At 63.7% G+C, this 22775-nt stretch carries 29 protein-coding genes; 20 read left to right on the top strand and 9 right to left on the bottom strand.

Annotation, left to right across the window (positions count from 1 at the left end; genetic code table 11):
- The first annotated feature begins 258 nt into the window (after positions 1–258).
- From EHF44_RS16405 to EHF44_RS16325, 18 genes are all read left to right on the top strand, one after another.
- Positions 259–927 (top strand): hypothetical protein, encoded by a 669-nt coding sequence (locus tag EHF44_RS16405; RefSeq protein ID WP_253699901.1) that lies wholly within the window; start codon positions 259–261, stop codon positions 925–927.
- A 59-nt stretch (positions 928–986) separates the two neighbouring features.
- Positions 987–1673: a hypothetical protein gene (locus EHF44_RS28555; RefSeq protein WP_216643966.1), complete on the top strand. Its 687-nt coding sequence runs from the start codon at positions 987–989 to the stop codon at positions 1671–1673.
- Positions 1670–2035: a DUF7674 family protein gene (locus EHF44_RS16395; protein WP_124684626.1), complete on the top strand. Its 366-nt coding sequence runs from the start codon at positions 1670–1672 to the stop codon at positions 2033–2035. The genes EHF44_RS28555 and EHF44_RS16395 overlap by 4 nt, the downstream gene beginning before the upstream one ends.
- 161 nt (positions 2036–2196) lie before the next feature.
- Positions 2197–3009, top strand: a complete 813-nt coding sequence (locus EHF44_RS28550; RefSeq protein WP_216643965.1) for a hypothetical protein — start codon at positions 2197–2199, stop codon at positions 3007–3009.
- A 68-nt stretch (positions 3010–3077) separates the two neighbouring features.
- Positions 3078–3425 (top strand): immunity 8 family protein, encoded by a 348-nt coding sequence (locus EHF44_RS16385; RefSeq protein ID WP_367613700.1) that lies wholly within the window; start codon positions 3078–3080, stop codon positions 3423–3425.
- Positions 3426–3581: 156 nt separating this feature from the next.
- Positions 3582–3881, top strand: coding sequence for a hypothetical protein (locus EHF44_RS16380; protein ID WP_124684625.1), 300 nt, complete (start codon positions 3582–3584; stop codon positions 3879–3881).
- Positions 3882–4019: 138 nt separating this feature from the next.
- The gene (locus EHF44_RS16375; protein WP_124684624.1) at positions 4020–4415 is read left to right on the top strand and encodes a hypothetical protein; all 396 of its coding nucleotides are present in this window, start codon (positions 4020–4022) and stop codon (positions 4413–4415) included.
- Between the two features lie 205 nt (positions 4416–4620).
- On the top strand, positions 4621–5007 hold the full coding sequence (locus EHF44_RS16370; protein WP_124684623.1) for a hypothetical protein: 387 nt from the start codon (positions 4621–4623) through the stop codon (positions 5005–5007).
- A gap of 346 nt (positions 5008–5353) precedes the next feature.
- Positions 5354–5686: a hypothetical protein gene (locus EHF44_RS16365; RefSeq protein ID WP_124684622.1), complete on the top strand. Its 333-nt coding sequence runs from the start codon at positions 5354–5356 to the stop codon at positions 5684–5686.
- A gap of 565 nt (positions 5687–6251) precedes the next feature.
- Positions 6252–6500, top strand: coding sequence for a hypothetical protein (locus EHF44_RS16360; RefSeq protein WP_216643964.1), 249 nt, complete (start codon positions 6252–6254; stop codon positions 6498–6500).
- A 72-nt stretch (positions 6501–6572) separates the two neighbouring features.
- Positions 6573–7064 (top strand): contact-dependent growth inhibition system immunity protein, encoded by a 492-nt coding sequence (locus EHF44_RS16355; RefSeq protein ID WP_124684621.1) that lies wholly within the window; start codon positions 6573–6575, stop codon positions 7062–7064.
- Positions 7065–7401: 337 nt separating this feature from the next.
- Positions 7402–7938, top strand: coding sequence for a hypothetical protein (locus tag EHF44_RS16350; RefSeq protein WP_124684620.1), 537 nt, complete (start codon positions 7402–7404; stop codon positions 7936–7938).
- Between the two features lie 284 nt (positions 7939–8222).
- A complete protein-coding gene (locus EHF44_RS16345) occupies positions 8223–8495 on the top strand; it encodes a hypothetical protein (protein WP_124684619.1) in 273 nt (90 codons plus the stop codon).
- A 137-nt stretch (positions 8496–8632) separates the two neighbouring features.
- On the top strand, positions 8633–8821 hold the full coding sequence (locus EHF44_RS28970) for an EndoU domain-containing protein (RefSeq protein ID WP_124685146.1): 189 nt from the start codon (positions 8633–8635) through the stop codon (positions 8819–8821).
- A 50-nt stretch (positions 8822–8871) separates the two neighbouring features.
- Positions 8872–9102 carry a hypothetical protein gene (locus tag EHF44_RS16335; RefSeq protein ID WP_124684618.1) on the top strand — a complete coding sequence of 77 codons (231 nt, stop codon included), beginning with the start codon at positions 8872–8874 and terminating at the stop codon, positions 9100–9102.
- A gap of 415 nt (positions 9103–9517) precedes the next feature.
- Positions 9518–9955, top strand: a complete 438-nt coding sequence (locus EHF44_RS29035; RefSeq protein WP_124684617.1) for a DUF6984 family protein — start codon at positions 9518–9520, stop codon at positions 9953–9955.
- Positions 9956–10154: 199 nt separating this feature from the next.
- Positions 10155–10307, top strand: coding sequence for a hypothetical protein (locus tag EHF44_RS28360; protein WP_172966071.1), 153 nt, complete (start codon positions 10155–10157; stop codon positions 10305–10307).
- Positions 10308–10369: 62 nt separating this feature from the next.
- Complete coding sequence (locus tag EHF44_RS16325; protein WP_124684616.1) at positions 10370–10684, top strand: hypothetical protein; 315 nt, start codon at positions 10370–10372, stop codon at positions 10682–10684.
- 626 nt (positions 10685–11310) lie between these two features.
- Here the strand turns inward: EHF44_RS16325 and EHF44_RS16320 are convergent.
- A complete protein-coding gene (locus tag EHF44_RS16320) occupies positions 11311–11523 on the bottom strand; it encodes a hypothetical protein (RefSeq protein WP_124684615.1) in 213 nt (70 codons plus the stop codon).
- A 421-nt stretch (positions 11524–11944) separates the two neighbouring features.
- On the opposite strand from EHF44_RS16320, the gene EHF44_RS16315 reads away from it, so the two are divergent.
- Together EHF44_RS16315 and EHF44_RS16310 are read left to right on the top strand one after the other, a co-directional pair.
- On the top strand, positions 11945–12613 hold the full coding sequence (locus EHF44_RS16315; protein WP_124684614.1) for a response regulator transcription factor: 669 nt from the start codon (positions 11945–11947) through the stop codon (positions 12611–12613).
- Complete coding sequence (locus EHF44_RS16310) at positions 12600–14018, top strand: sensor histidine kinase (RefSeq protein ID WP_124684613.1); 1419 nt, start codon at positions 12600–12602, stop codon at positions 14016–14018. The genes EHF44_RS16315 and EHF44_RS16310 overlap by 14 nt, the downstream gene beginning before the upstream one ends.
- Here EHF44_RS16310 and EHF44_RS16305 read toward each other — a convergent pair.
- The 8 genes from EHF44_RS16305 to EHF44_RS16270 all read right to left on the bottom strand — a co-directional run bounded on the left by EHF44_RS16305 (position 13996) and on the right by EHF44_RS16270 (position 22680).
- Positions 13996–14550, bottom strand: a complete 555-nt coding sequence (locus EHF44_RS16305) for a hypothetical protein (RefSeq protein ID WP_216643962.1) — start codon at positions 14548–14550, stop codon at positions 13996–13998. The two genes, EHF44_RS16310 and EHF44_RS16305, sit on opposite strands and share 23 nt — an antisense overlap.
- Before the next feature lie 26 nt (positions 14551–14576).
- On the bottom strand, positions 14577–15371 hold the full coding sequence (locus EHF44_RS16300) for a heme ABC transporter ATP-binding protein (RefSeq protein ID WP_124684612.1): 795 nt from the start codon (positions 15369–15371) through the stop codon (positions 14577–14579).
- Positions 15371–16360 (bottom strand): FecCD family ABC transporter permease, encoded by a 990-nt coding sequence (locus EHF44_RS16295; protein ID WP_124684611.1) that lies wholly within the window; start codon positions 16358–16360, stop codon positions 15371–15373. The genes EHF44_RS16300 and EHF44_RS16295 overlap by 1 nt, the downstream gene beginning before the upstream one ends.
- Positions 16360–17199 carry a heme/hemin ABC transporter substrate-binding protein gene (locus EHF44_RS16290; RefSeq protein ID WP_124684610.1) on the bottom strand — a complete coding sequence of 280 codons (840 nt, stop codon included), beginning with the start codon at positions 17197–17199 and terminating at the stop codon, positions 16360–16362. The genes EHF44_RS16295 and EHF44_RS16290 overlap by 1 nt, the downstream gene beginning before the upstream one ends.
- Before the next feature lie 18 nt (positions 17200–17217).
- A complete protein-coding gene (locus EHF44_RS16285) occupies positions 17218–18258 on the bottom strand; it encodes a ChuX/HutX family heme-like substrate-binding protein (RefSeq protein ID WP_172966070.1) in 1041 nt (346 codons plus the stop codon).
- Between the two features lie 21 nt (positions 18259–18279).
- Positions 18280–19623, bottom strand: coding sequence for an HmuY family protein (locus EHF44_RS16280; RefSeq protein WP_124684608.1), 1344 nt, complete (start codon positions 19621–19623; stop codon positions 18280–18282).
- A 27-nt stretch (positions 19624–19650) separates the two neighbouring features.
- A complete protein-coding gene (locus tag EHF44_RS16275; RefSeq protein WP_124684607.1) occupies positions 19651–21636 on the bottom strand; it encodes a TonB-dependent receptor plug domain-containing protein in 1986 nt (661 codons plus the stop codon).
- A gap of 114 nt (positions 21637–21750) precedes the next feature.
- Entirely contained in the window at positions 21751–22680 is a 930-nt protein-coding gene (locus EHF44_RS16270) for a LysR family transcriptional regulator (RefSeq protein WP_124684606.1), read from the bottom strand.
- Between the last annotated feature and the right edge of the window lie 95 nt (positions 22681–22775).

Raw genomic sequence — 22775 nt, 5'->3', positions numbered from 1 at the left:
ACGTTCTACTACGACCCGTACACCGAAGGCTAGAAGCTGCAGCAGGCTGCGCTGGCGCAGACCGGGCAGGACAGCTTCATCAATGGCCTGGCGTGGGACAGCCAGAACAACCTGTCGGTCGCGGACCAGGAAAAACTGGCGCTCTACAAGAACGCGGCGGACTACGCGAAGGCGCACCACATCGCGCTGGGCACGACCCTGAGCGATGACCAGGTAAAGGCGCTGGACGCGCCGATGCTCTGGTACGTGGAACAGGCCGTGCCGGATCCGCGGTGCACGGCGGCGAGCACGATCTGTCCGCCGGTCAAGGCGCTGGTGCCGCAGGTGTACCTGCCGGAAGGCTACGCCCAGGCCCTGGCGGCGCCCACGGGTGGCACCATCAGCGGCGAGACCATCAGGCTGACGGTCGATGGCCAGCTACGCAACAGCGGACAGGTCATTGCCACCGACACGCTGGCGGTCAGGGCCGGAAGCCTGGACCTGAGCCCGAACGTGGTGTCGATCGGCACCAATGCCTACAAGGCACAGGGCGGCTGGAACGTTGTTACTGGCACCGTGGTGCAACCGGGCGGCTTCCTGTCGGCGATGCATATGGAGATCGAGGCGGACAGCATCCGCGCGATCAACGACGCGTTCCGCATCACGCGCCCGGACGGGTCGGTGGACGAGGAAGCCAGCGCGGCACTGGTGGCCCAGCTCAAGGAAAGCCTGGGCCTGGACTACACCGAAGGGACGGTGGCCGACGACATCCACACGCGGTTCATCAAGGAAAAGAAGGGCTTCGGCGTCATCGGCCAGATCGTGGCGATGGTGGCGGCGGTGGCGATCTCGATTGTCACGGCGGGGGCGGGGGCTGCCCTGATGGGTGTGGCCGTGGCACAGATGACGGCGATGCAGGCAGCGGCCGTGGCCATGGTGAGTCGCTAAATAACGCTACTTCGCAAGGGCCGGCACGCGGCATCGCTGCTCGGGAAAATGCGCGGCTGATGGCGGAATGCGATACCTCGTGCACGCAGGAGGACTTCAACCGCATTGATACCCAGGTTCGGCAGGTGGAAGCTGGGGCGACGCTTGCGCGAATGAGCAACCTGACACCGGAACAGGCGCTGAAGCTGGCCGGCACGCTATCGAATCTGTTGCCGTATTATGGTTCGGCCGCGATGCTGTACCAGGCAGTGACGGGGCAGACGCTGAGCGGTCAGTCGCTGGATGCGGCGGATCGGTGGTTGTCAGGGATTCTGGGCGCAATTCCGGCAGGTGCGGCCGCTTATGGCAAGCTCAGCGAGTTTGTAGTTACCAACGGCCCACTTGCTATTGGGGTACTTGAGACGTCTGGGGGAACAGCGAATGCAGCAAATGCAGCTAAGCTTGCGGACGATCTCGCATCGAAGATGGCCAAACCTATTGTCTCAGACACAAAGCTTGGCGGTTTGATCGACGACTTGTATCGTGATGGTGCGAAAATTGGCACAGGAAGCACAGCTGATGCTGTCCGTTATGAAGCCCACACCGGCAACCCTGTAGGTGGTGTGTTCCATACTCAGAAGGCACAAGACTATTCGGTTGCGCTGCAAAAATGGCTGGACTCGAATCCAAACGCGCCGTTTAACGATCGCTCCGCAGCTCAGAACGTTTTGCGAGACCTTCAGAATGCATTGAAAGGGAAATTATGAGTACTTGGCAAGAGTTCGTTACTGAACTGATCCGATGCGATGTGCTCAGTTCGGCCAGAATACAGGCCATTGAGGAGTGGGGTGAGGACATTCCCACAACCGTTCTGTTTGGAAAACTAGGCAAGGCTCTCGCCGAACATTTTGACGAACTGAATCCTGATGCACGTACCCATATTTTCCAAGTTATCGAGAGCGGCCTCATTACCAACGACGGCGCTCTCAAAGCGTTTGTGGCAACTGGCTTGCTAGAGGCGCTTTATTTACGTGCATCTACTGGGCCTGGGCGTTGGAATCGGATTAGCGACTATCTCGGCCCGCTTTCCGCGGCCTATCTGGCGGAGTGGGAAAGACTGCATCATTAGTAGAGGAACCGGATTTCGCAATCGAAAGCCACAGCCGGCGGCTAGACTTGCGCATTGGCGCGCCCATGTGGGCGCGCCTTGCTCTTTGACGAAGCCTGATTGTTCGGCCAAAAACGGCGTCTGGGGCAAAAACTCGGAAGGGAACCTGCGTCGGGGCGCTGATGGCCTGCAAAGCCAGGTTGCATCTAAGGTTGCGGGCCGTCGCCAACGTGGGGCGCGTCGGGATCGGTGGCTCTGCTGGTGCGTTGCTCGGGACGAATGCAACCGGTGCGGCGCTGGCGGCACAGAACGAGGCGCTGAACAATTCGCTGAGTGTGAAGATCGTGCCACGGCCGGTCCCGACGCCGTTTGGCGTGGTGATGATGCCGATGCCGGTGGTGACCAATGACCCGATGGGCACCCCGAACAACGGGCCGCAGAAATCAGATTCGCTTACGAATCCGCTGGAAGAGCAGAACAGCAAGGGCAATGCCATTGCGACGCCGAACAATGGACCGCAGGGTTCGATATTGACGGGCACTCCCGCGAGCGGTCCTCAGGGGCGAACGATTCTGGGCAATCCAGGGTGTATGCTGGCGCCGGTGCTTTGCGCGGGTCTTACCGCAATTGCCCAAGCTCAGGACGGGATTGACGCGCTGTCCAATGCGTCCGGAGCTTCAAACGTTGCTTCCTATGGACCATTAAAGGATCAACTCTCAAATCAGAATCTTGCGAATATAGCGGCGCAAGATTCAAGGCTGGCTGCCGCAGTAAGCGGGTCTGGCACAGGAAACCCCAATTTCTCCATCGGCTCCGGTACTGCTGTTGAAGCTGACCGACTTGGGAAGGCTTGGGTCGGCGATGGTGCAACTCGTACTAGTGATGGACTCGGTTGGATAAGTGCTGACGGTGCCCGCGTCTACAGGCCGCCAACGGAGAAGTCCTCGCCGTTCGCCACTACAGGAGTGCAGGCGAACTTTGAGTCGTACACGTGAATCCCGTGACTGGTCAACGCACTAAGATTAGCAATGGCCACTTGAACGTAACGAAATAGGAGCCCTCCGTGCATGCTGTTGTGAAAGAAATAACTTGCGATCAAACTGATTTGGCGTCCTTTACCCCGCCGAATCCCGCTTGCTTCACGTTGACACTTCGGCTGCGCATCGGGCTGCCTGATGCCCCTGGTGCCGACGACTTCGAATGTCACGTTTGCACCCCCACGTGGTTGACGCAGACTATTTCGGGGCCTACTTGGGGGCGTCATCTCATGATCGTCCCTGAGTACGACCTGGCGAAGATGGAAGACTCCATACATCGCTATGTTGCATCCTGCTCAGGCGAGAATTGGGCGAACATTGCGTCGAAGTTGGCAAGAGTTTTTGCCTGGGAATTTGAAGATTACGTCGCTTAAGCCCCGCCTTCTAGCGCTATCTCGAGCCGTAGGCTTGGTTGGCATCTAAGCGCCCGCGATGGCGCGCCTTGCTCTTTCGAAACCGAATTGCGCAGGCCAAAACCGCGTCTGGGGCAAAAAAATCGGAAACCCTGTGAGTACGTGGAAGCCCATTAAATGAAGACTATTCGTTTCGGTGCCGTCTATGGTGCCCCTCCAATCTTCTGTGCTGACGTTGATCAAATGGGTTACGTGGAGCCGGAGTCGCTACCGTTGAGCGAATCGCTACTTGCCGATCTTAGAGTTTGGGACCATGAGTATCAGGTAACTTTCCGGGAGGACTATCCTCCTGACTCGCAATTTCCTTCGGATAAGGATCGGATTCACCATAATCAGCGCGGACTAGAGCTTAGCCGGCGGCTTGGAGAGGAACTGGGTCCAGATACCCTCGTCGAGTTCCGCCGGCTGAAGGATTAGGCTGAAACCTCTGCAGTGCATTGGTCGGCGCGGCGCGGATCTGCCAAGGGAGAAAACTGCGCTTAAGGGGCGATTGGTGGGGCAGCGAGTGCGATTGCGGCGCCGTTGATTCGGGACCAAGTCTATGCTGACAGTCCGGTGCTGAACTACCGCGATGACCCGATGCGTCAGGCGCTTACGGTCGGCCTTGCAACGCTGATCGGTAGGTCGGCCGGTGCCCTGTTCGGTACGGACGCCACTTCCGCTGCGCTTGCAGCGCAGAACGAGTCGCTGAACAATGCGACCAGTGGTACGAAGAAGCCGCCCATACCGGACGACGTGTGCAAGATGATGGAGGCTGAACGACGCGCGCTGGGTCAGGTTAGCAATAAGCCGGGGATGGCCAATGCCGATGTGCCGCCGGTGGTGGGGCCGAGTCCGTTGGTGCTTGGTGGAGCCAAAGCCGGAAGCGGCAATATTGGTAGCATTCTGATGCCAGGGGGACGGCCAATCGGTACGTCAATCCTGGCGCGGGCCCCGGTATCAGAACGGTGACAACGGATCAATTCAATCAACTGCAGTTGCAATTGCTGAATGGAGCTACTCCGGTCAATACGCCAGCGGGATATGCTGGTACTTGGTACCAGAGGCCTGATGGCTCTGTCTTCGGCATTAGAACTAGTACCGGTAGTGGTACAACCATTGACGTGATTAAGAGTGCCGATCCTGCTCTGCCACCTGGATTTAAGGTTCACCCGAAATGACATTTGATCTTCAAGCCAGGGACAACTTCTCCGGTCTGACTGTCGCGGAGTACATAGAGACGGTTCCGGGTGAGTTGCCGATAGACGCTGTCGGGCTGTGGCAAATTGTTCCGACCGGACGATATGGCTATGAGCTGGCAGACGCGGATTTGACAGAATTTGTCAGAAGATGTGTGTTCGCCTTGTTGGAGAGCGGTGCAAAGCCAGTTGTGGGTGGCGGGGGAACCGAGTACGACTGGATTCTGGAACCCAAATATGGCGTTGATAACAAGGAGGTCGCAGATGCGGTGGTACAGGAATGGCTTTCTAATGGTGCAGGCGACACAGACCCAGGTGGCTTGTGGTTTGCCTTACCTTCACCGTATGTTGGAAAGCGCAAATAGTGCGTACGTCTTGAGGGCCCACGGGGGCGTGCACCAGCGCGTGACTCTCACATACCGAGGCACGGCGGTCCAGCATGCCCCAAAACTGGTCGAGTTTTTTCGCAGTAAGCATCGGGAGCCATTGGCGCGAGCTGACCGACGACGCGACGTCCTTCAGTGCGTTAAGGCGCGTGACCAGAGTGGGATTCGAAGCGACACTCGACAGTAGGGCGGAGATGCCGTCGGCCAGTTGCTTGTCATTCAGAACACCTAGCATGAAAGTGAAGGCGGCGTTGCCGAACGACGGCATCTGGGCCTTGTTCATACCGCTCAGCCTGGCTTCGCCTTCCTTACTCGCCAAGGCCTTTTGAACGGCCGCGACTTCATCGTTCTTGATTTGCTGATGGCGCAGATTTCTCAGCGGCGTAGGCAATGGCGTTGGCCGCCTTCATTCGCGCTTCCAGTAGTCTCTGGTGTGACTTTGGAGCAGCTAGCGGCTGCAACGGCAGGCGGCAATCCGGCCATTTTGGCAATGAGTCTTACACGCGGTGGACATGCCGTTGTGGTGGACGGCGTGACAATGCGTGCGGGGCAGGCCGTTGTTGCAATTCTAGACCCCGCTCTTGGCTGGCAGTATTTCACGCCCGTTGAGCAATTTGTCAGGCAATTCTCCGGCCAAGCGATCTTTACAGGGAGGTAAGACTTTGGGCGAATGTATTGAATTTGATGGTGACGCAAAATCTCTAGAAAATCTTTATGGTAGTACTTTGACAATCAAGACGACCTTTGTACTCAAAGGTTCGGAGTGCTATCTGACCGCGCCCAATTCAGATCTATCGGCCAATGACAACATCGAGATTTTTTCCCCGGGATTGGAGAGAAGACTTGAGTTATTGGTTCCCATGTGGGTTGGCGGACCTGTATATATGGATACCGTCGAGGTATCAGGGACATTAGACCGGGCGACAACGCGCAATAAACTTGCGTCGATCTCGTGCATTTCAAAGTTTGTACTATTCAGAGATGATGAAGTGTATGAGGTGGTTTGATGCTACTGCCTGCTGCCCAAAGACGCCAGAATCCACGCCGCGCAGCACATTAAGCCGAACCTCGTCCATTAGCGTCCTGCGGGCACTCTTCCCAGTTCCCGCGCCAAGTCCCCAAGAAGCCGTTGGTTCGTAGCTGTTAAGGGCATCAAAAACGCGTTCCGCGTCACGCAGGCCGCCGCGCCCGGAGCGCAGAGCATTGGTGCTTCCACAGACGCGTTGAGCCTGGAAAAAATTGCTAGCCACGCCGCGCTGGAGTGCGCCGCGCAGAGCGCAACGCTCGATACGACGACAGCGGCAAAGATCGCCAATCCGGCGCAGGTTTACTCATCGTTGAAGGTGAATATCGATGCTGCTGCGAATTTCACGCAAGCTAGGCTCGGAAGCACCGTGTTGAGGGAACAGGGAATAACTGCTCGGGAACTGCAGGTGGCGATACCTGCCGGCACGACGCCGGCGCAATGGTAAAAAAATAGGTCGAGCCATTCAGTATGGCCAGAGCCAAGGGGTGAAAGTAACCATCACAGTAGTGAGGTAAAAATGAGTGAGCCGATTTGGGAGCGTATGGTTATTGTGACGGCCAACGATAAATTCATTTGTCTCGTGCCTCAATCTGGGTACCGATTAGCGATGGCTGATCCGACGGCGCCAGAGCGGTTGTTCGCGCCGGATGCTCCCGATAGCGTATTGAGTGAGGCAATTAAAGGTGCACTATCGGAGAGTAGATTCTTGACTCTCGAAGAAGCAAGGGTGATGAGATCACTGGCCGATTCGCGCGATGCAGAATGGGCACGATTCTTAATGGAACGCTACGGATACAAGTCGAAGCAAGCACTGTTCAAGAACATGAAGGGTTGTAGCGTCGTGATCTCGGGCAACGAGCTCATTCTTTCCCCTAGTCACCACGATAAGCTTGATAGCTGGGGTCGAAGCAAGGATGACGGCATCGAGGACGTGATCATTCCGTCCAACAGTTCGTGTTCAGCATTCGGGACGGCGTTGCGTTTAGCGCTTAGTCGATGTACGGGCTAGGTGCGTAGTCCGCGCACCCATGCGGGCGCGCCTTGCTCTTTAACGAAATGCTGTTACGCGGCCGAAAACCACGTCTGGGCAAAAAACTTGCAAAGGGCCCCGAGTCGGGGCGTTGCCCACCATCCAAGCCTTGCTGCATCTCTAGGGCTGCGGGCCATCGCCATCGTGGGACGCGTCGGGTGCTGGATACGGGGCCATTGGCGGGGCGGCGAGTGCGATAGCGGCGCCGCTGATTCGCGATGGGCTGTATGACGGGAAGCAGACCATCATCGACAACGGTGATGGCACGCAGACGGTAAGGTATGGAGACATCGGCTACAACGCTACGACCGTCGCGTTGGCGACACTCATCGGTGGCTCTGCTGGCGCGTTGCTCGGCGCGAACGCAACGGCTGCGGCACTGGCGGCACAGAACGAGGCGCTGAACAACTCGCTGAGCGTGAAGATCGTGCCACGGCCGGTGCCGACGCCGTTTGGCGTGGTGATGATGCCGATGCCGGTGGTGATCGATGACCCCATCGGCACACCGAACAACGGACCGCAGAAATCCGATCCACTTACGAACCCGCTGGAAGATCCGAACAGCAAGGGCAATGCAATTGCGACGCCGAACAATGGGCCGCAGGGTTCGACGCTGACGGGCACGCCCGCGAGCGGTCTACAGGGCCCAACAATTCTGCGTAATCCTGGGTGTATCTTGATGCCTGCGGTGTGCGCAGGCCTGCCGGCAATTGCGCAGATCTCGGACGGCGCCACAAACACGGCGGTTCGCCAAGCGGATCTAGACACACTTGCCCGCGAATGGCGTGAAATTTACACCGCAGAATGTCGTTGCTACAGGGACAACACCAAGCGGTCAGACGGTGTTCCTTGAAACCGGTAGTTCAAGCGCTGGTCTCCAGCATATCGTCCAGGAGCATGGTGCGGAGTTTGCAAACATGGGGGTGTCGCCGGCACAAATTCCAGAGGTTGTTATGCAAGCTGTCACGCAAGGCAAGATCGTTGGCTACCAGGGTTCGGGGACGGGACGCCCAATTTATGAGGTGACGGTGAACGGCCAACAACAACGGATCGCTGGATCGCTGTTACAGTCGGAGGCAATGGTTTTATCGTGGGTGCGAACCCACGCGGGAGCGTAAAGGGAGAAGAATAAAGGTAATGGCAGACTACCAATGTCACCCCTTGTGGGACTTGTCGCCGGGGGCGTATGGGGACATCGACCCTTACGCCTTGCCGATCTCGGACGAGTTAAAGCAGCGGCTTTCTGACTGGGCGCGTGCGTTTGATGAAACATTGAATTTGGCAGACCCCGCAAGCTCTGGCTTCAAGAACATGGACGAGGAAGCGGCCTTCAAGAGGCAGGGTATCCAGCTCGCGGAGCAACTGCAAAACGAACTTGGTCCCGAATACGTCGTTTCGGTCAAAGTTTGACTGATCGCTGCGCTGCGCTGCACGGGTCACGGCTTGCCTGCGTAGCAATCGTGCTCTGATTTGGATTCGACCGGTGCATCCGCGTGCCCTTGTGGGCGCGCCGTGTTCCTTAACGTGATGCTACTGGTGGTGGTCATCTGTGGCCAGGGGCGCCGGGTAAATCAGTGTTCCCACAGGACTGGTCGCCATCGAAGATCATGAATGACGTTTCAGACATTGCTACTGATCCGTATATTCCATGTACGGTCCAGTCCAATGGCAGAATCGTGAAAGATGGCACGCGCGACGGCATTGACATTCGCGTAGTGCTTGAGCCACCGAGCTAGGGGGGAGGAATCGTTACTGCCTTCCCCACAAACGTCCCGAGGAATCCAAAGTGACCGCAGATCCCGACCATTACGCGAAGCTCGAAAAGTTACTCCGCGATGCCTTGGATCAGGTCAGCACCGTCCTGCCTGAGCGCGATAAAACGGATGTGTCCGAGTACTTGGACTATGGCGAGTATGGGGTTGCGTACGAGCTACTAACCTTCGTGCTCGACAAACAGCAGATTGCGCATCCGAAAGAATTGCGTCAAGCGGGGGGGGAGATGGGCTTGCTTGAATAAGTAGGTTTGCGAAGTTGAACGCGTCGCCACGTTGGCGAAGCTGAATTGACTTACGCCCGAGCAGGCGATGCAATTGGGCGACTCATTGTCGAATCTGTTGCCGTACTATGGTTCAGCGGCGATGCTGTATCAGGCGGTGACGGGGCGAACCCTCAGTGGTCAGGAACTGGGGACGGCGACCGGTGGTTGTAGGGGATTATGGGAGCGATTCCGGTGGGTGCGGCGGCCTATGGCAAGCTCAGCGAGCACGGGCATTGGTGGAGGTCCAACCGGGGCGGTCTGGGCCTCAATAAAGTTGACCCAGCCAACCTATCCGGGGGCCGTCATTCCCAAGTCTTTTGAGACGTCATTGCCAAATGGGCAAAGTGTTTGCGTGCATGGCAATGCGACCTAGCATTTGGCTGAATATGCTCAGATGGTGGCTACAAACAATCCTCCAAATGTTGTCCGGCTCGCCACACAACAGCAACTGGCGAGCTTTCGGAACGCTCTTTCCAGTGAAATGAACATGCGCCCACTAACTACCGAAGAGAGAAAGCTCGTAGCCGGCTTCGCTTCTAAGCTTGAGGAAGCTGAGCGGATACAGCTCCTCAAGGATCTGAGGAATTCCTCAGCAATTCCGGCCAGGTCTGATGGATCTAGAGTCATGTTTGAAATCGCAGGTTACAAGCGGCCCATGTATCGTGGGCAGCATCCGTTTGGCGTTGAAGGATGGATGCTTGACAGTGACGGCGTCGAAGTATCTGTCCTGCTCCATGTTGATGAGAACGGACGTTTGCTTGAACTGGAACTCATACGTTGGGACTCAAAGGATCTTCTCGGGCCGCGTTGGGAAACGCTTCGGCTGCAGTAATGCCTTGCAGGAAAGGAGCATGGCGGCGCCCAAGTATGAGATTTGGATCCACCTGTAACGCTACTGGGCTGCGCGGCCCAGAGCCTGGACGGGGGGCGATTGCGCGGGCGGGGCGGCATTGCTATTACCGAGCCGTTGATTCGTGACGGGCTGTATGCGGGTAGCCATACCGATCGACAACGGGGATGGTACGCAGACGGTGAAGTACGAGAACACCGGCTACAACGCGGCGACCGTGGCACTGGCGACGCTGATCGGCGGTTCTGCCGGGCAATTGCTCGGCGCGAACGCAACGGCTGCGGCGCTGACGGCACAGAAACTGCGGCGTACCACAATCCGTCGAACGACTTGACGATGATCATTGACTCCAATGAGCGGCAGAATAATTACCGTTGACTATGGCAAGATCAAGCAATGAGCCACATCAATATCAATGAATACGAGCTACGTCAGTTGGCTCTGATGTGTGACTTCCTTATTGATTACACAGATCATAGGATCTCGCTGAACCGGCTACTTGATGTGCTGGAAGGGCTATTGTTGTGCGTTCCCAACTTGCCCTCTAACTGGCGTACGGAGTTCCATGAGCATTGGTTCTCGCTGGAACAAGCCCGGGCAATAGCACTAGATCGAGGTGAAGACGTATCAGTGTTTGCCGCAGAAATTGAAGCTGCCATTGCAGCATTGAAGGACTTAGTGGCTAAGCAACTCGATGTACCAGCGAAATGACGGCCTACACCTAGGATAAGTCCGTTCAATTGTTGCTTGGACAGCGTGCACGAAGGACCCGGCTTCGGCCGGGTTCGTCGTTTCTGCGCGGCTGCATTACAGTTCCGGAGCGGAACCGGATACCGTTTGCACGTTGTCGACGAGGATGTGCTCGCCTTGCAGGTCGAAGCGCACGAATTGTCGCCGACCGTCGGGGAAGCGCTTCTCGAGCCCCTTGGGGGTGTCCGGGTCGATACGTCGATCGGATTGCCCTGAGCGAGTTGGGCGCGGGCGACCTCGTCACTGTCGTCGTTGGCCATGGCGTCGAAGAGCGCGTCCTGCTCGGCGGGCGACATCGGATCGAACGGTGTCAGCGGTGTCATAGCGACGTGGGACAGTTCTCCAAGGCCGGACAGCCTGATCGGGCAACTCCCGCCGGAACTGCGTCCGGGCATCGTGACGTTCTACTACGACCCCGTAAACCGAAGGGCAGAAGCTACAGCAGGCCGCGCTGCCACACCCAAATTTCGTTGGATTTGGTCGCTGGGATCATGGAAAGGGCGGTGCCGGCGAGTTTTCCGCGTTAATCCCGCCCCCGCGACAGAACCCCGAAGGCTGCCATGGCGCGATCCCGCAAGAGCCCACTTTCACACCGGATCCAACCATTTATCTGCACGCTCCAGGTCACGACCGAGTATCACCGCCAGAAACCTGATCATGCCGTCCCGATAGGAGAACTCGACTTCAAAGCTACCATCATCGTGGTCTTTGGTAACGTACCCGATATCCCCAAAGCGAACGCCCGGCGTGCGGTCATCCGGACCGATATATCGCACATGATTGAAAGTTGCAATTGTCATTGGCGTCCCCTTTAAAAACCAGCGAGATGTTGACCAGGGGGCCGGCTGGGACCCCCCAAACCCTACCTGCGTGACACTACATTTTTGGGGGCTTCAGAGATTTGATGCCAGACAATCCCCGACTACTCGGGCAGACCGACGTCGCGGAGAGCGGTTGGTAGCGGGAGACCACAGGGCACCACCGTCGCCGCGGCACAACGGCCTGCACCCTGGAAGCGGCGTGGCTGCGCGGGGGTCCGCGCCCAGATGCCGGTTGACAGTGCACTGCAACTGAAGATCACCCCATACCTTCGGCTCCCATCCCCTTACAAATGAGAATGCGTCTCATGTAGAATTACCCCCCGACCGGCACAGATCACAAAGATGCCAGTCAACCGCAGGGTCGATGGACGGGTTTGTTGGGAAAGGGGGGGGGACAGTCATGCGTGTGCTGATCGTCGAGGACGATTCGCGGGTGAGGCAATGGTTGGGGACCAAGCTGCAGCAGAAGGGCCATGATTGCCGGCTGACCGATACGGGCGAGCACGCGCTCGAACTGATCCGGGGCGAGGCGTTCGATGCCGTGTTGCTGGACCGCATGCTGCCTGGCATCGATGGCATCGGCGTGCTGCGTGCGCTGGCCGATTATCCGCATCCTCCCGTCATGGTGCTCTCCGCCGTAGATCAGCCCAGCGACCGCGTAGAAGGGCTGCGGGCCGGTGCCGGGGACTATCTGGGCAAGCCGTTCGATTTCACCGAGTTGCTGCTGCGGCTGGAAGGGCTGGCCAAATGGCGTGCAGCGCCCGCTGACGCCGACTGGGTGACCCGGCTGGAAGACCTCTGCATCGACTGGCGAGAGCGCCGCGTCTCGCGCGGCGGCCAGGTCATCGATCTCACCGAAAAGGAATTTGCGTTGCTGCAGGTGCTGGCCGCCCATATCGGCCGGACGGTCACGCGCGCGATGCTGCTGGAGAAGGTCTGGGGTTACCAGTTCGATCCGCAGACCAATCTGATCGACGTCCACGTCTCGAAACTGCGCAGCAAGATCGACCGGAATTTCCCGCGCTCGCTGCTGCGCACCGTGCGCGCAGTGGGCTATGTCCTGGGCTGAGGGCGCCGCCCACCTGCTGGAGACGCGCACGTTCCGGCATGCCTCCGTGGTGGCGTTCCTGTTCCTGCTGGTGGCCATTGGCTCGGTCCTGCTGAGCGCGCATCAGATCGATGTGCTGCTGCACGGCCACGTGCGCGACATGGTGCTGGCCGACGTCCGCGCGCAGGAGCGCGGCCAGCATCTTGCCGATGCCCGGCGGCTGGCCGTGGCGCTGGCCCGCGACGAGGGCCGCGAGCGCGAGGGCAGCCGGTCGCTCGTCCTGTCCCCCGCGGGCGGGCTGTTGTTCGGCGACGCGCGCGTCCATGCCGCGCTGCGATGCGTGCCGCCGTGCGCGCTGGCCTGGCGCAATGTCACGGTCAGCAACCCCGATGCCGGGGAGGCGCGGTTGTTCGGCGTGCTGGTGCCGCTGGCCGACGGCGGCGTGTTTTTCAGCGGCTACGACATCCTGCCGATGCAGGAGCGGCTGCGCGTGATTCCGCTGGTGGCCGGCGCCGGCCTGTTCGCGGTGTTGCTGACGAGCCTGGCGATCGGCCTGCACGCCAGCGTGCAGAGCATGCGCCGCGTCGACCGCATCCGCAATGCGCTGCGCCGCTACGTGACCGGCGAGCGCGACGCCACGGTGCCGTGCCGCCGCAACGGCGACGAGATCGACCTGCTGGCGCAGGACATCAACCACGTGCTCGACCGCGTGAACCGGCTGATGGAAGAGGTCAAGAGCGTCAGCAGCCATCTGGCCCACGAACTGCGCACGCCGCTCACGCGGATGCACAACCGGCTGGCCAACCTGGCGGAGCGCGTGGACGACCCCATGCGCGACGACGTGCTCGGCGCGCTGGAAGAGGGCGAGCGCATCCAGCGGATGGTCCGCGCGGTGCTGCGCATCGGCGAAGTGGAGGCCGGCCGCTGCGCGCATGCCTTCGAATGGTTCGACGCCCGCACGCTGCTCGACGACCTGGCCGAGTACTACGCGCCGCTGGTGTCGATGTCCAACCTCGCCCTGCGGATCGACGCCGAGCCGGGCCGCGCGCTCTACGGCGACCGCGCGCTGCTGTTCCAGGCCCTGTCCAACCTTGTCGAAAACGCGATCAAGTACGCCCCCGACGGCAAGACGCTGCTGTTGCTGGCGCGGCGCCGGGGCGATGCACTGGCGCTGGGCGTTGCCGACCACGGGCCCGGCATTCCGGCGGACCTGCGCGGGCAGGCCGTCGAGCGGTTCCGGCGCCTGGGCGGCGCGTCGCAGTCGGGCAGCGGGTTGGGACTGGCGCTGGTCAACGCCATCGCGCGGCTCCATGGCGCCCAGTTGGTGCTGGAAGAAAACCGCCCCGGTGGCCTGCTGGCGGCGCTGGTGCTGGACCGCCGGCACTGGAGCGACCGCGCCACCCTCAAGGGCGCGATGAAGACGTAGCAGTCGGCTTGCCAGCCGCCAAGCCCTGCCGATCTTCCTCACCGCGCTGCATGTCCGACGGCCGCGGCTGCGGGTCTTCCACCAGCCGCTGGTACTGGTAGCGGAACGCGTTGCCGCCCACGCCCAGCAGGCGCGGCAGCGGCGTCAGGAAGTCGCGCCGGATCTCCACGGTCACGCGCCAGACCGGCGCGGCGGCGCGGGTGTTCGCCGGGGCGGCGCCAATCGTATCGAGCGACGCGAAGCGCTCCACCGCCACCGTCGGAATGTCGCCGTCGTCGAGATACTGGTGCGACGCCGCCGCCATCCGCGTGCGCAGTTGGCGGGCCACCACGGCGGGCGCCGACGGCGCGGCGGCGTCCACGTGGAACCGCTCCAGCGCGCGATCCAGCGCCACGCGCCCGACGGCGATGGTCAGGCCGATATGGCCGAGTTCGGCGAACATCATGGCGCCGGCGACGATCACCGGCAGCGCCAGCGCGGCCGGCTTGAGCGCCCCCAGCGCGTGCAGGACGGTTGGCAGGCGGGGCGTCATGACAAGTCTCTGACGGGGCGCCGCCGTCAGCCGAACACGACGAACGGCACGCCCGCGTGCACCGGCGACGCCATCACCGTGGCCGGCAGGCCGTAGACGTGGGCCAGGTTCGCCGCCGTCAGCACCTCGGCCGGCGTGCCACAGGCGGCCGCATGGCCGTCGGCCAGCAGCAGCAAGCGGTCGCACCAGCGCGCGGCCAGATTCACGTCGTGCAGCACGACCAGCGCGGCCAGCCCGTCGGACCGCGCGAGCGAGCGGACGCTGTCGAGCAGCCGCAACTGATGCCAGGGGTCCAGGCTAGAAATCGGCTCGTCCAGCAGCAGCGCCCGATAGCTGTCGGCTGGCTTGCACGCCAGCACCTGCACCAGCGTGCGCGCAAACTGCACGCGCTGTTGCTCGCCGCCGGACAGGCTCTGGTAGTCGCGGCGCGCCAGATGCGAGACATCGGCCAGCGCCAGCGCGCGCGCCATCAAACCGTCCAGCCCAGGCCGATCGAGTTCCGGAAACGGGTAGCCGCCCATGGCCACCACCTCGGTCACGTCCAGATCGAAATGCAGCCCCGGCGACTGCGGCAGCACGGCGCGGGTGCGGGCCAGCGCATCGGCCCGCCAGTCCGCCAGCGGACGGCCGTTCAGCGTGAGCATGTCGGCCGGATGCCCTGGCGCGGCAATCTCGCCGGCCAGTATCCCGAGCAGCGTGCTCTTGCCGGCGCCGTTCGCGCCCAGCACGCCCAGCACTTCGCCGGGCGGCAAGCGCAGGTCGATGCCGGACAGCACCTGGCGGCGCCCCCGGTGGCCCTGCAGATTCCGGGCGACCAGCATCAGCGGGCCCTCCGCGTCAGCATCCAGAGCAGGAACGGCCCGCCCACCAGACTCGTCACGATGCCGATTGGCAGCTCGGCGGGCACCACCACCATGCGCGCCAGCCAGTCGGCCAGCGTCATGGCGATGGCGCCGCCGGCCAGCGTGTTCGGCAGCAGCCAGCGATGATCGGCGCCAAGCGGCATGCGCACCAGATGCGGCACGACCAGCCCGACGAACGATATCGTCCCGGTCACCGCGACGATGGGGCCCACCAGCAGCGCGGTCAGCACGATCAGCCGGCGCCGCAGCCGCTTCAGGTCGAAGCCCAGGTGCTGGGCCTCGCGCTCGCCCAGCAGCAGCGCGTTCATCGCCCGCCAGTCACGCAGCAGCAGCGCGCTCAGCGCGGCCACTAGCGGCACCAGCCACGCCAGCATCGGCCACGTGGCGCCCGCCAGGCTGCCCATGTTCCAGAACGTCAGGTTGCGCAGTTGCACGTCGCTGGCCTGATAGGTAAAGAAGCCGACGATGGCCGCGCAGATCGCGTTGATGGCGATGCCGGCCAGCAGCAGGTTGGCCATGCCGGCGCGGCGCGAGCCAAGCCGGTAGGCCAGCATCGTCGCCGCCAGGCTGCCGGCGAACGCGGCCGGCGCGACGCCGGACAAGCCGTCGGCGCCAAGCACGATGGCTGCCACCGCGCCCGCCGCGCCGCCCAGCGAAATCCCGATCAGCCCCGGTTCGGCCAGCGGATTGCGAAACAGCGCCTGCATCACGGCGCCGGACAGCGCCAGCGCGGCGCCCACGGTGACGGCCAGCACGATGCGCGGCAGCCGCACTTCGATCAGCACGTTGCGCCACATCGCGTCGTCGCCCTGGGCTGCGGGCGACCACAGCAGCGGCAGCAGCCGGTCATGCGGGATCGATAGCGCGCCGCTGGCCGCCGTGCCCAGCGCGGCCAGCACGACCATCCCGCACAGCGCGGTGAAGATGGCGGGTCGATGCCGGCGCATCAGCGGCCCGCCGGCTGCGGCGCGGCCAGCCCGGCCTGCAGCAGGCGCAGGGCTTCGGGCAGGCGCGGGCCAAAGCCCAGCAGCAACAGGTCGTCCATCACGACGATGCGGCGCTGGCGCGCGGCCGGCGTGGCGTTCAGGCCGGGCTGCGCCAGGAACGCCTCGGGGCCGCCGCTCGCATTGACAGACATCGCCGTGGTCACGATCACGTCCGGCTTCAGCGCCGCGGCGGCCTCGGCCGAGAACGGCTTGAAGCCGGTCTGGTTGGCCAGCACGTTGGTGCCGCCGGCCAGCATCAGCATCGCGTGGCCCGGCGTGTCCTGGCCCATGCCCTGCATCCTGCCGGTATGGCTGCTGACGATCAGCACGCGCACCGGCTGCGCGGCCGGGCGGATGTCGCGCAGTTCGGCGTGCAGCCGGTCGACCAGCGCGCGGCCCCGCTCCGGTATCTCCAGCGCCGTGGCGGTGCCAAGGATGCGCTGGTCCAGCGCCGCCAGCGTGGACGCCGACGGCAGCGTCACGATCCGCGTGCCGAGCCTGCGGATCTGCTCCAGCGCCTGCGGCGGGCCGGCGTGGTCGGCGGCCAGCACAAGGTCCGGCTTGAGGCTGGCCAGCCCTTCGACCGATACCGACCGGTAGTAGCCAACCTTGGGCAGCTTCAGCGCCGCCGGCGGGTAGATGCTCGACGCATCGGCGCCCACCAGCGACGCCTGCGCGTCCAGCGCGTACACGATCTCGGTCACCGCGCCGCCCAGCCCGACCACGCGGGCGGGCGGCCCGGCCTGGGCCAGCCCCGCCGCGCACAGCAGGGACATCAGCGCGGGGCGCCACAGTGTCATGGTGAAGTGGAACATGGGTCAGGCGGCCAGCGCGACCGGGCACAGCGATTGCAGCAGCGCGCGCCAGGCCGGCAGTTCCGGCTGGCCCGGCTTGCGCTCGCCGAAGAACTGCACCACCAGCCCGCCGTCCGCATCGAACAGTTCCAGCGACGTCACCCAGCCGTCGACGGTCGGCTTGTTGACGATCCAGCTCGACGCCACCGCGCCGGTGTTCAGGTGCAGGTTGAAGGCGGGATCCAGCACGTTGAACCACGGGCCGGTGCGCACCAGCTTGTGCACCGGGCCGCTGTGGATCTGCACGATGCCCCGGTTGGCCACGAAGCACATGATCGGCAGGCCCGCCTCGGCGGCCCGGCCCAGCATGGTCTCCACGGCGATGTTGTCCACCTGTTGGGCCAGGTCGTCGCCCGCCGCGCGCAGGGCGCCCAGGCGCGACACCTTGAACTGGCGCAGCATCGCAAAGAAGTCGTGCGTGTCCTGCAGCCCGCGCCAGTGGGTGCGCAGCGCGGCCGGGTCGGCCGGGGCAGCCGCCTCGGCGACGGCCGCGATCGGCTCCACCGTCACCGGCGCCAGCGCGTCCAGCGCGTGACGGGCGACGTAAGCCTGCCATGCTTCGGCGTCGGTCGCGTCGGTGCGGTAGACCTTGTGCACGGCATCGCCGGCCTTGTCGAAGAACTGCAGGCTGTCGCGGCCGTTCTCGGTGACGGCGTAGAAATACCGCCAGCTACCGAAGAACAGGCGCAGGTCGATGTCCGGCCCGAGCACCAGGCCGACGGGGCCGTCGGCTTCGATGCCCTGGTACTGGCCGTGCCGCTCGTGCACGGCATGGTCGTTGCGCGACAGCGCCATGACCGGCCCCAGCGTGCCAAGGTCGCGGACCAGTTGCTGCGGCGTGCCGCCGAGCTGCCGGGCCGTCACGCCGCACCCGGCGGCCACCAGTTCGGCTTCGGTGACGCCCAGTTGCCGGGCACGATCCCGGATGCGGAGGTTCGGTTGGGCTGCCACCAGCGCCTGGTGGCGCTGGCGCAGCGTGTCGATGTGATGCGGTTCCATGTCCATCGTGTTGGTCGACGCGCCCGGTCAGGGCTGGATGTCGAAGTTGATCGTCCAGGTCTGCTGGCTGGTGTTCAGGGTCGGGTCCGCGTAGGCGATCTTGGTCAGATGGAAGCGCGCATACGTGGTGCCTTCGCCGCCGCGGATCAGGCCGCCCGCGTCGGGATTGGCGGCGATCACGTGCGCCACCGACGGCAGCCCGTTCGCGGCTGCAGCGGCGGCCGTCGGGAAGTACGTGAACCAGCCATAGTTCAGCGGGTTCGGGAAGTTGCCCGTGAAGGCCGGGTTCAGCACCGAAGCCGTCGCGTCCTTGATCCAGGCCGTCGCCGTGGCCGGTACGGCCAGCGTCGCGTCGGCCAGGTCGGCCAGGGTCGCGGTCAGGTTGTTCGTGTCGGTGAACCGGGCCGCCACCGGCTTGTTCGACGCATCGTAGAAACCGGCCGGGGTGCGCCCGACAAAGCCGGCCACCGTGCCCGTGCCCGATTCGCCGCCGTTCAGCTTGACGTTGTAGCGGTTGAACGCGATGTGCCACGTGCCGGTGGCGGTGGTCACGGCGCGGTTCACGAGGTCGTAGTAGACCCAGTCGGCCGATGCATTGACCTGCGCGGTGTGGACGGTGCCCGGCGCGTTGCGGTCGACGAAGCGGAAGCTCGGATAGCCGGACGTCGTGCCGCTGGCGCCGCCGTAATAGCCGGTGACCTGCAGGGCGAACACCGTGGACGGCGTGGCGCCCGTGGCGTCGGCCACGGCGCTGTTGGTGGTGATGACGAAGGTGCGGAACGTCGGGTACAGCGAGTGGTCGGTGGCCGCGCCGGTCACGCCGTACTCGAACACGGCCGAGCCGATGGCGTTGGCGCTGGAGAACACGCCGCTGGCCGAATCTTTCAGGAACACGGTGGCGGGCAGGGCGCCGCTGACCGGATCGGTCGTGGCGTTCTTCCAGGCTGACAGCGCGGTCCAGGTGTGGTCGAACGGGCTGCCGAACGCGCCGCCGTTGCCGGTGCCGCTGGTGCCGCTGTTGGTCCACAGCTTGGCCGTGCGGCCGCCGGTCTCGGTCTTGACCTTCAGGTCCCAGCCGGTGCCCGTGCAGGCCGTCTCGGCCTTGGTGTTGAAGTCGTAGCACAGCGACGCACCGGCCGCCGGCAGCTTGAAGCTCCACTCGGCCGTCTGCGTGAACGCCGATGTCGATGCCGGCGGCGTGGTCGTGCCGCCGCCGGTGTTGGTGCCGCCCGTGCTGGTGCCGCCGCCGGTGGCCGGCGTGGTGGTGGTGGCGCCGTCGTCGCCGCCACCGCAGGCGGCAAGGGCCAGCGCCAGCGAGGCGATGCCGAGCGCGCGCAGCGCGCGGCGGTGCAATGCGAGAGTGTCGTTCATGATGAATGCTTCCCCGATGTGTTCTTGTCAGCGGGCGACGTCCACGCGGAACCGTGCGCCCAGGTAGATAAAGCGCCCCGCCACGGGCCCGAAGTCACTGGCATTCGCAAAATCGCGTTGGCGATCGAAAAGGTTGTTGACGCCGACAAAGGCCGTCACCGACTTGCCGATCTTCTGGTTCAGCACCAGGTCCAGCGTGCCCCACCCCGGCGACCGCGCGCCCGTGGCGGCATCGGTCAGCTCGCTGCTCTGGAAGCGCGCGCGGGTGGTCAGCTCGGTGGACGGGAACAGGCGCCAGTCGGCCCCCAGCCGGCCCATGTGGCGCGGCCGCCGGGTCAGCTCGGCGCCGGTGTTCAGGTCCTCGGTGTCGGTGAACGTGTAGGCGGCCGTCAGGTTCAGCGTGTTGCTGGCGCGCCAGCGCAGCGACGTCTCGGCGCCCTGCGTGCGGGCCCGCGCCACGTTGCGGTACGTGTAGACCGCAATGCCGTTGACCATCGTGAAATTGGTCATGTCGGTCTGGATCAGGTCCGTCACGCGGTTGTAGAACAGGTTGGCGTCCACCGTCACGCGGTCGCGCCAGCTCAGTTGCCCGCCAAGCTGGAAGCTGTGCGACGACTCGGGCTTCAGGTCCGGATTGCCCAGCACGATGTAGCCCAGCGAGCTGTGGTCGAACAGGTAGTGCCGCTCCTTCAGGTTGGGCACGCGGTAGCCCTGGCCGTAGTTGGCGCGCAGCACGCCCTTCCAGGTATCGGTGGACAGCAGGTGGGCCCGCACGCCCACCTTGGGCGCGAAGTGGCTGCCGAAGTCCGAGTCGTGCTGGCCGCGCAGGCCGGCAATCACTTCCCAGGTCTCGCTGAGCAGGATGTCGTTCTGCAGGTAGAGTTCGCCCGACTGGCGCGACGCGCTGCCGGCGCCGGCCAGCTCCGACGTGCCGTTGACCGACTGGTCGAGCGTTTCTCGATGGAAGTCGCCGCCGAACTGCCAGAGCTGGCGGTACCACGCCGGCAGGTCAAACTGTGCCGACACGTGGTCGGTCTGCTGGGCCGATTTGCGCTCGGCCGTGCGGAAGTCGTTCGAATACTCGCGCGACGTGCTGTCGTAGGTCTCGTGCACGCCCGCCAGCCGCGCCCGCACGCCATTGTCAAAGCGCCACTGGCCGCCGTACGCATAGCGGTTGCGGTCGATGTCCTCGGTCTTGCGCTGCGGCACGTAGCGCGGCGGCACGTAGTACTGGTAGCGCTGCTCGTCGGTTTCGCGGTACGCGCTGGCGTCGAACCAGACGCGGCCGGCCTGGCTCGGCAACCACTCCAGCCGTCCGGCGTACTGCTCGCGGCGGATCTTGTCGCCGCGGCGCGTCCAGCCGTCCGGCTCGACGGCAAAGCCCTTGTTGTCCAGCCCGTCGGCGCTGATGCGCGCGCGGAACTGCTCGGTCCCGCCTTCGAGCCGCACGTTGCCATGCAGCGCGCCCGGCGATCCGTCGGCGTTCTGGCCGCCGTAGCTGCCCGCATCGGCTGTCACCGCGCCGGAGAATCCCTTGTCGATCGGCCGCGTGATGACGTTGATCACGCCGCCCATCGCCGAACTGCCGTACTGGGCCGAACTGGCGCCCTTGACCACCTCCACGCGGTCCACCTCGGTCAGCAGGTACTGCGAGACATCGACCGTGGAGCCGGTGCTGGCCGAGATTGGCAGCCCGTCGATCAGCACCAGCACCTGGTCGCTGGTCATGCCCTGCAGCGTCACCTCGTAGCCGGACTTGCCGTGGATCTCGCGCAGCTGCAGCCCGGGCACGTTCTCTAGCGCGTCCTTGAGCGTGCGCGCGTGGATCCGCTCGATCTCCTGGCGGTCCACCACTTCGGTACGGACGGGCGTCTCGTCCAGCGTCTTCTCGCTGCGCGTGCCGGTCACCACCACCGTCGGCAGCGGATCGCCGGTGCCGGACGGCTGGGCCCGCAACTGCGGCGCGGCGGAAAGGAGGGTGCCGGCAACGACGGCAAGATATTTGAGGCGCATTCAGGGGCGGATCGGGTCGCGCAAGGGCCCGGGGCGATGGCAGAAGAGGACCAAATGATAATGATTCGCGTCCGCATCTTTCCTTAAGAATGCTTAATGAAGCGTGCCGGGCGTTCACGAACTCCTGGCGATGACCGGCGCGGCTGCGTGAGCGGCGGCGGCCAGGTGTTCCACCAGCAGCCGCGCCGCCGGCGACAGGCTCGACGCGGCCCGGAACACGATGGCAAAGCGGCGCTGCGCCCAGTCGTCGGTCAGCGGCACCACGCGCACGCCCAGCGATGCCTCCAGCGTGCCGACCACCTCGCGCGGCACGATGGCCAGCCCCAGGTTGGCGCGCACGCAGCGTAGCGACGCGTCGAACGACGACACCACCACGCGGTACGCCATCGGCTTGCCCAGGATCGCGGCCTGGCGCATCAGCATCGTATGGACCGCGGTCTGGCCCGGCATGCCGACGTGCTCGAAATCCAGCGTTTGCGCGAACGCGCAGCCCGGCTGGTCGGCCAGCGGATGGGACGGATGCACCACGGCCGACAGCGAATCGGTGCGGTACGGGCGGGTCTCGAAGCCTTCCAGGTCGGCGGCGTCCCAGCAGACGCCCAGCGGCGCCGACCCCTCGCGCAGCGCCCGCACCACGTCCTTGCTCAGGTTTTCCTCGATCGACACGCGGATGTCGCGGTGCGCAGGCTGGACCAGGAAGCTGGCGATGTCGTCGGGCAGCGACTCGGCCATCGACGACACCGTCGCCAGCAGCCGCACCTGGCCGCGCACACCGGTGCCGTGGTCGCGCATGTCGCGCGCGGCGCGGTCGGTGGCGGCCAGGATGGCCCGCGCGTGCTCCAGCAGGATCTCGCCGGCCGCGGTCGGAATCACGCCGCGCCGCCGCCGCTCGAACAGCGCGGCGCCCACGGTCTGCTCCAGCTGGGACAGCCGCTTGCTGATGGCCGACGCGACGATGTGCTCCTGCTCGCCGGCGCGCGCCATGTTCCGCGTCTCGCAGACGGCGACGAACAGGCGCAGGGAGGTGAGGTCGAGATCACGCATGGCGGGTTTGCCTCCGGAAGGGGTGCGGGCATGGTAGCGGCAAGCGCCGAGACTTTCCAGATTGGAATCGATAACGTGGCGGATTACCGCTTCAG

The sequence above is a fragment of the Cupriavidus pauculus genome (genome assembly GCF_003854935.1).
GTDB classification, from domain to species: domain Bacteria; phylum Pseudomonadota; class Gammaproteobacteria; order Burkholderiales; family Burkholderiaceae; genus Cupriavidus; species Cupriavidus pauculus_C.
This window is presented reverse-complemented; position numbering and strand designations above follow the sequence as displayed.

Excerpts from the sequence above, each read along its gene's own strand:
- EHF44_RS16285 (WP_172966070.1), bottom strand. The coding sequence starts at position 18,258 with ATGGACATGGAACCGCATCACATCGACACGCTGCGCCAGCGCCACCAG.
- EHF44_RS16325 (WP_124684616.1), top strand. The coding sequence starts at position 10,370 with ATGAGCCACATCAATATCAATGAATACGAGCTACGTCAGTTGGCTCTG.
- EHF44_RS16280 (WP_124684608.1), bottom strand. The coding sequence starts at position 19,623 with ATGAACGACACTCTCGCATTGCACCGCCGCGCGCTGCGCGCGCTCGGC.
- EHF44_RS16380 (WP_124684625.1), top strand. The coding sequence starts at position 3,582 with ATGAAGACTATTCGTTTCGGTGCCGTCTATGGTGCCCCTCCAATCTTC.
- EHF44_RS16300 (WP_124684612.1), bottom strand. The coding sequence starts at position 15,371 with ATGCTGGTCGCCCGGAATCTGCAGGGCCACCGGGGGCGCCGCCAGGTG.
- EHF44_RS16395 (WP_124684626.1), top strand. The coding sequence starts at position 1,670 with ATGAGTACTTGGCAAGAGTTCGTTACTGAACTGATCCGATGCGATGTG.
- EHF44_RS28555 (WP_216643966.1), top strand. The coding sequence starts at position 987 with ATGGCGGAATGCGATACCTCGTGCACGCAGGAGGACTTCAACCGCATT.
- EHF44_RS16345 (WP_124684619.1), top strand. The coding sequence starts at position 8,223 with ATGGCAGACTACCAATGTCACCCCTTGTGGGACTTGTCGCCGGGGGCG.
- EHF44_RS16290 (WP_124684610.1), bottom strand. The coding sequence starts at position 17,199 with ATGACACTGTGGCGCCCCGCGCTGATGTCCCTGCTGTGCGCGGCGGGG.
- EHF44_RS16315 (WP_124684614.1), top strand. The coding sequence starts at position 11,945 with ATGCGTGTGCTGATCGTCGAGGACGATTCGCGGGTGAGGCAATGGTTG.
- EHF44_RS16355 (WP_124684621.1), top strand. The coding sequence starts at position 6,573 with ATGAGTGAGCCGATTTGGGAGCGTATGGTTATTGTGACGGCCAACGAT.
- EHF44_RS16295 (WP_124684611.1), bottom strand. The coding sequence starts at position 16,360 with ATGCGCCGGCATCGACCCGCCATCTTCACCGCGCTGTGCGGGATGGTC.
- EHF44_RS16310 (WP_124684613.1), top strand. The coding sequence starts at position 12,600 with ATGTCCTGGGCTGAGGGCGCCGCCCACCTGCTGGAGACGCGCACGTTC.
- EHF44_RS16270 (WP_124684606.1), bottom strand. The coding sequence starts at position 22,680 with ATGCGTGATCTCGACCTCACCTCCCTGCGCCTGTTCGTCGCCGTCTGC.
- EHF44_RS28550 (WP_216643965.1), top strand. The coding sequence starts at position 2,197 with ATGGCCTGCAAAGCCAGGTTGCATCTAAGGTTGCGGGCCGTCGCCAAC.
- EHF44_RS16370 (WP_124684623.1), top strand. The coding sequence starts at position 4,621 with ATGACATTTGATCTTCAAGCCAGGGACAACTTCTCCGGTCTGACTGTC.
- EHF44_RS29035 (WP_124684617.1), top strand. The coding sequence starts at position 9,518 with ATGGTGGCTACAAACAATCCTCCAAATGTTGTCCGGCTCGCCACACAA.
- EHF44_RS16320 (WP_124684615.1), bottom strand. The coding sequence starts at position 11,523 with ATGACAATTGCAACTTTCAATCATGTGCGATATATCGGTCCGGATGAC.
- EHF44_RS16275 (WP_124684607.1), bottom strand. The coding sequence starts at position 21,636 with ATGCGCCTCAAATATCTTGCCGTCGTTGCCGGCACCCTCCTTTCCGCC.
- EHF44_RS16305 (WP_216643962.1), bottom strand. The coding sequence starts at position 14,550 with ATGACGCCCCGCCTGCCAACCGTCCTGCACGCGCTGGGGGCGCTCAAG.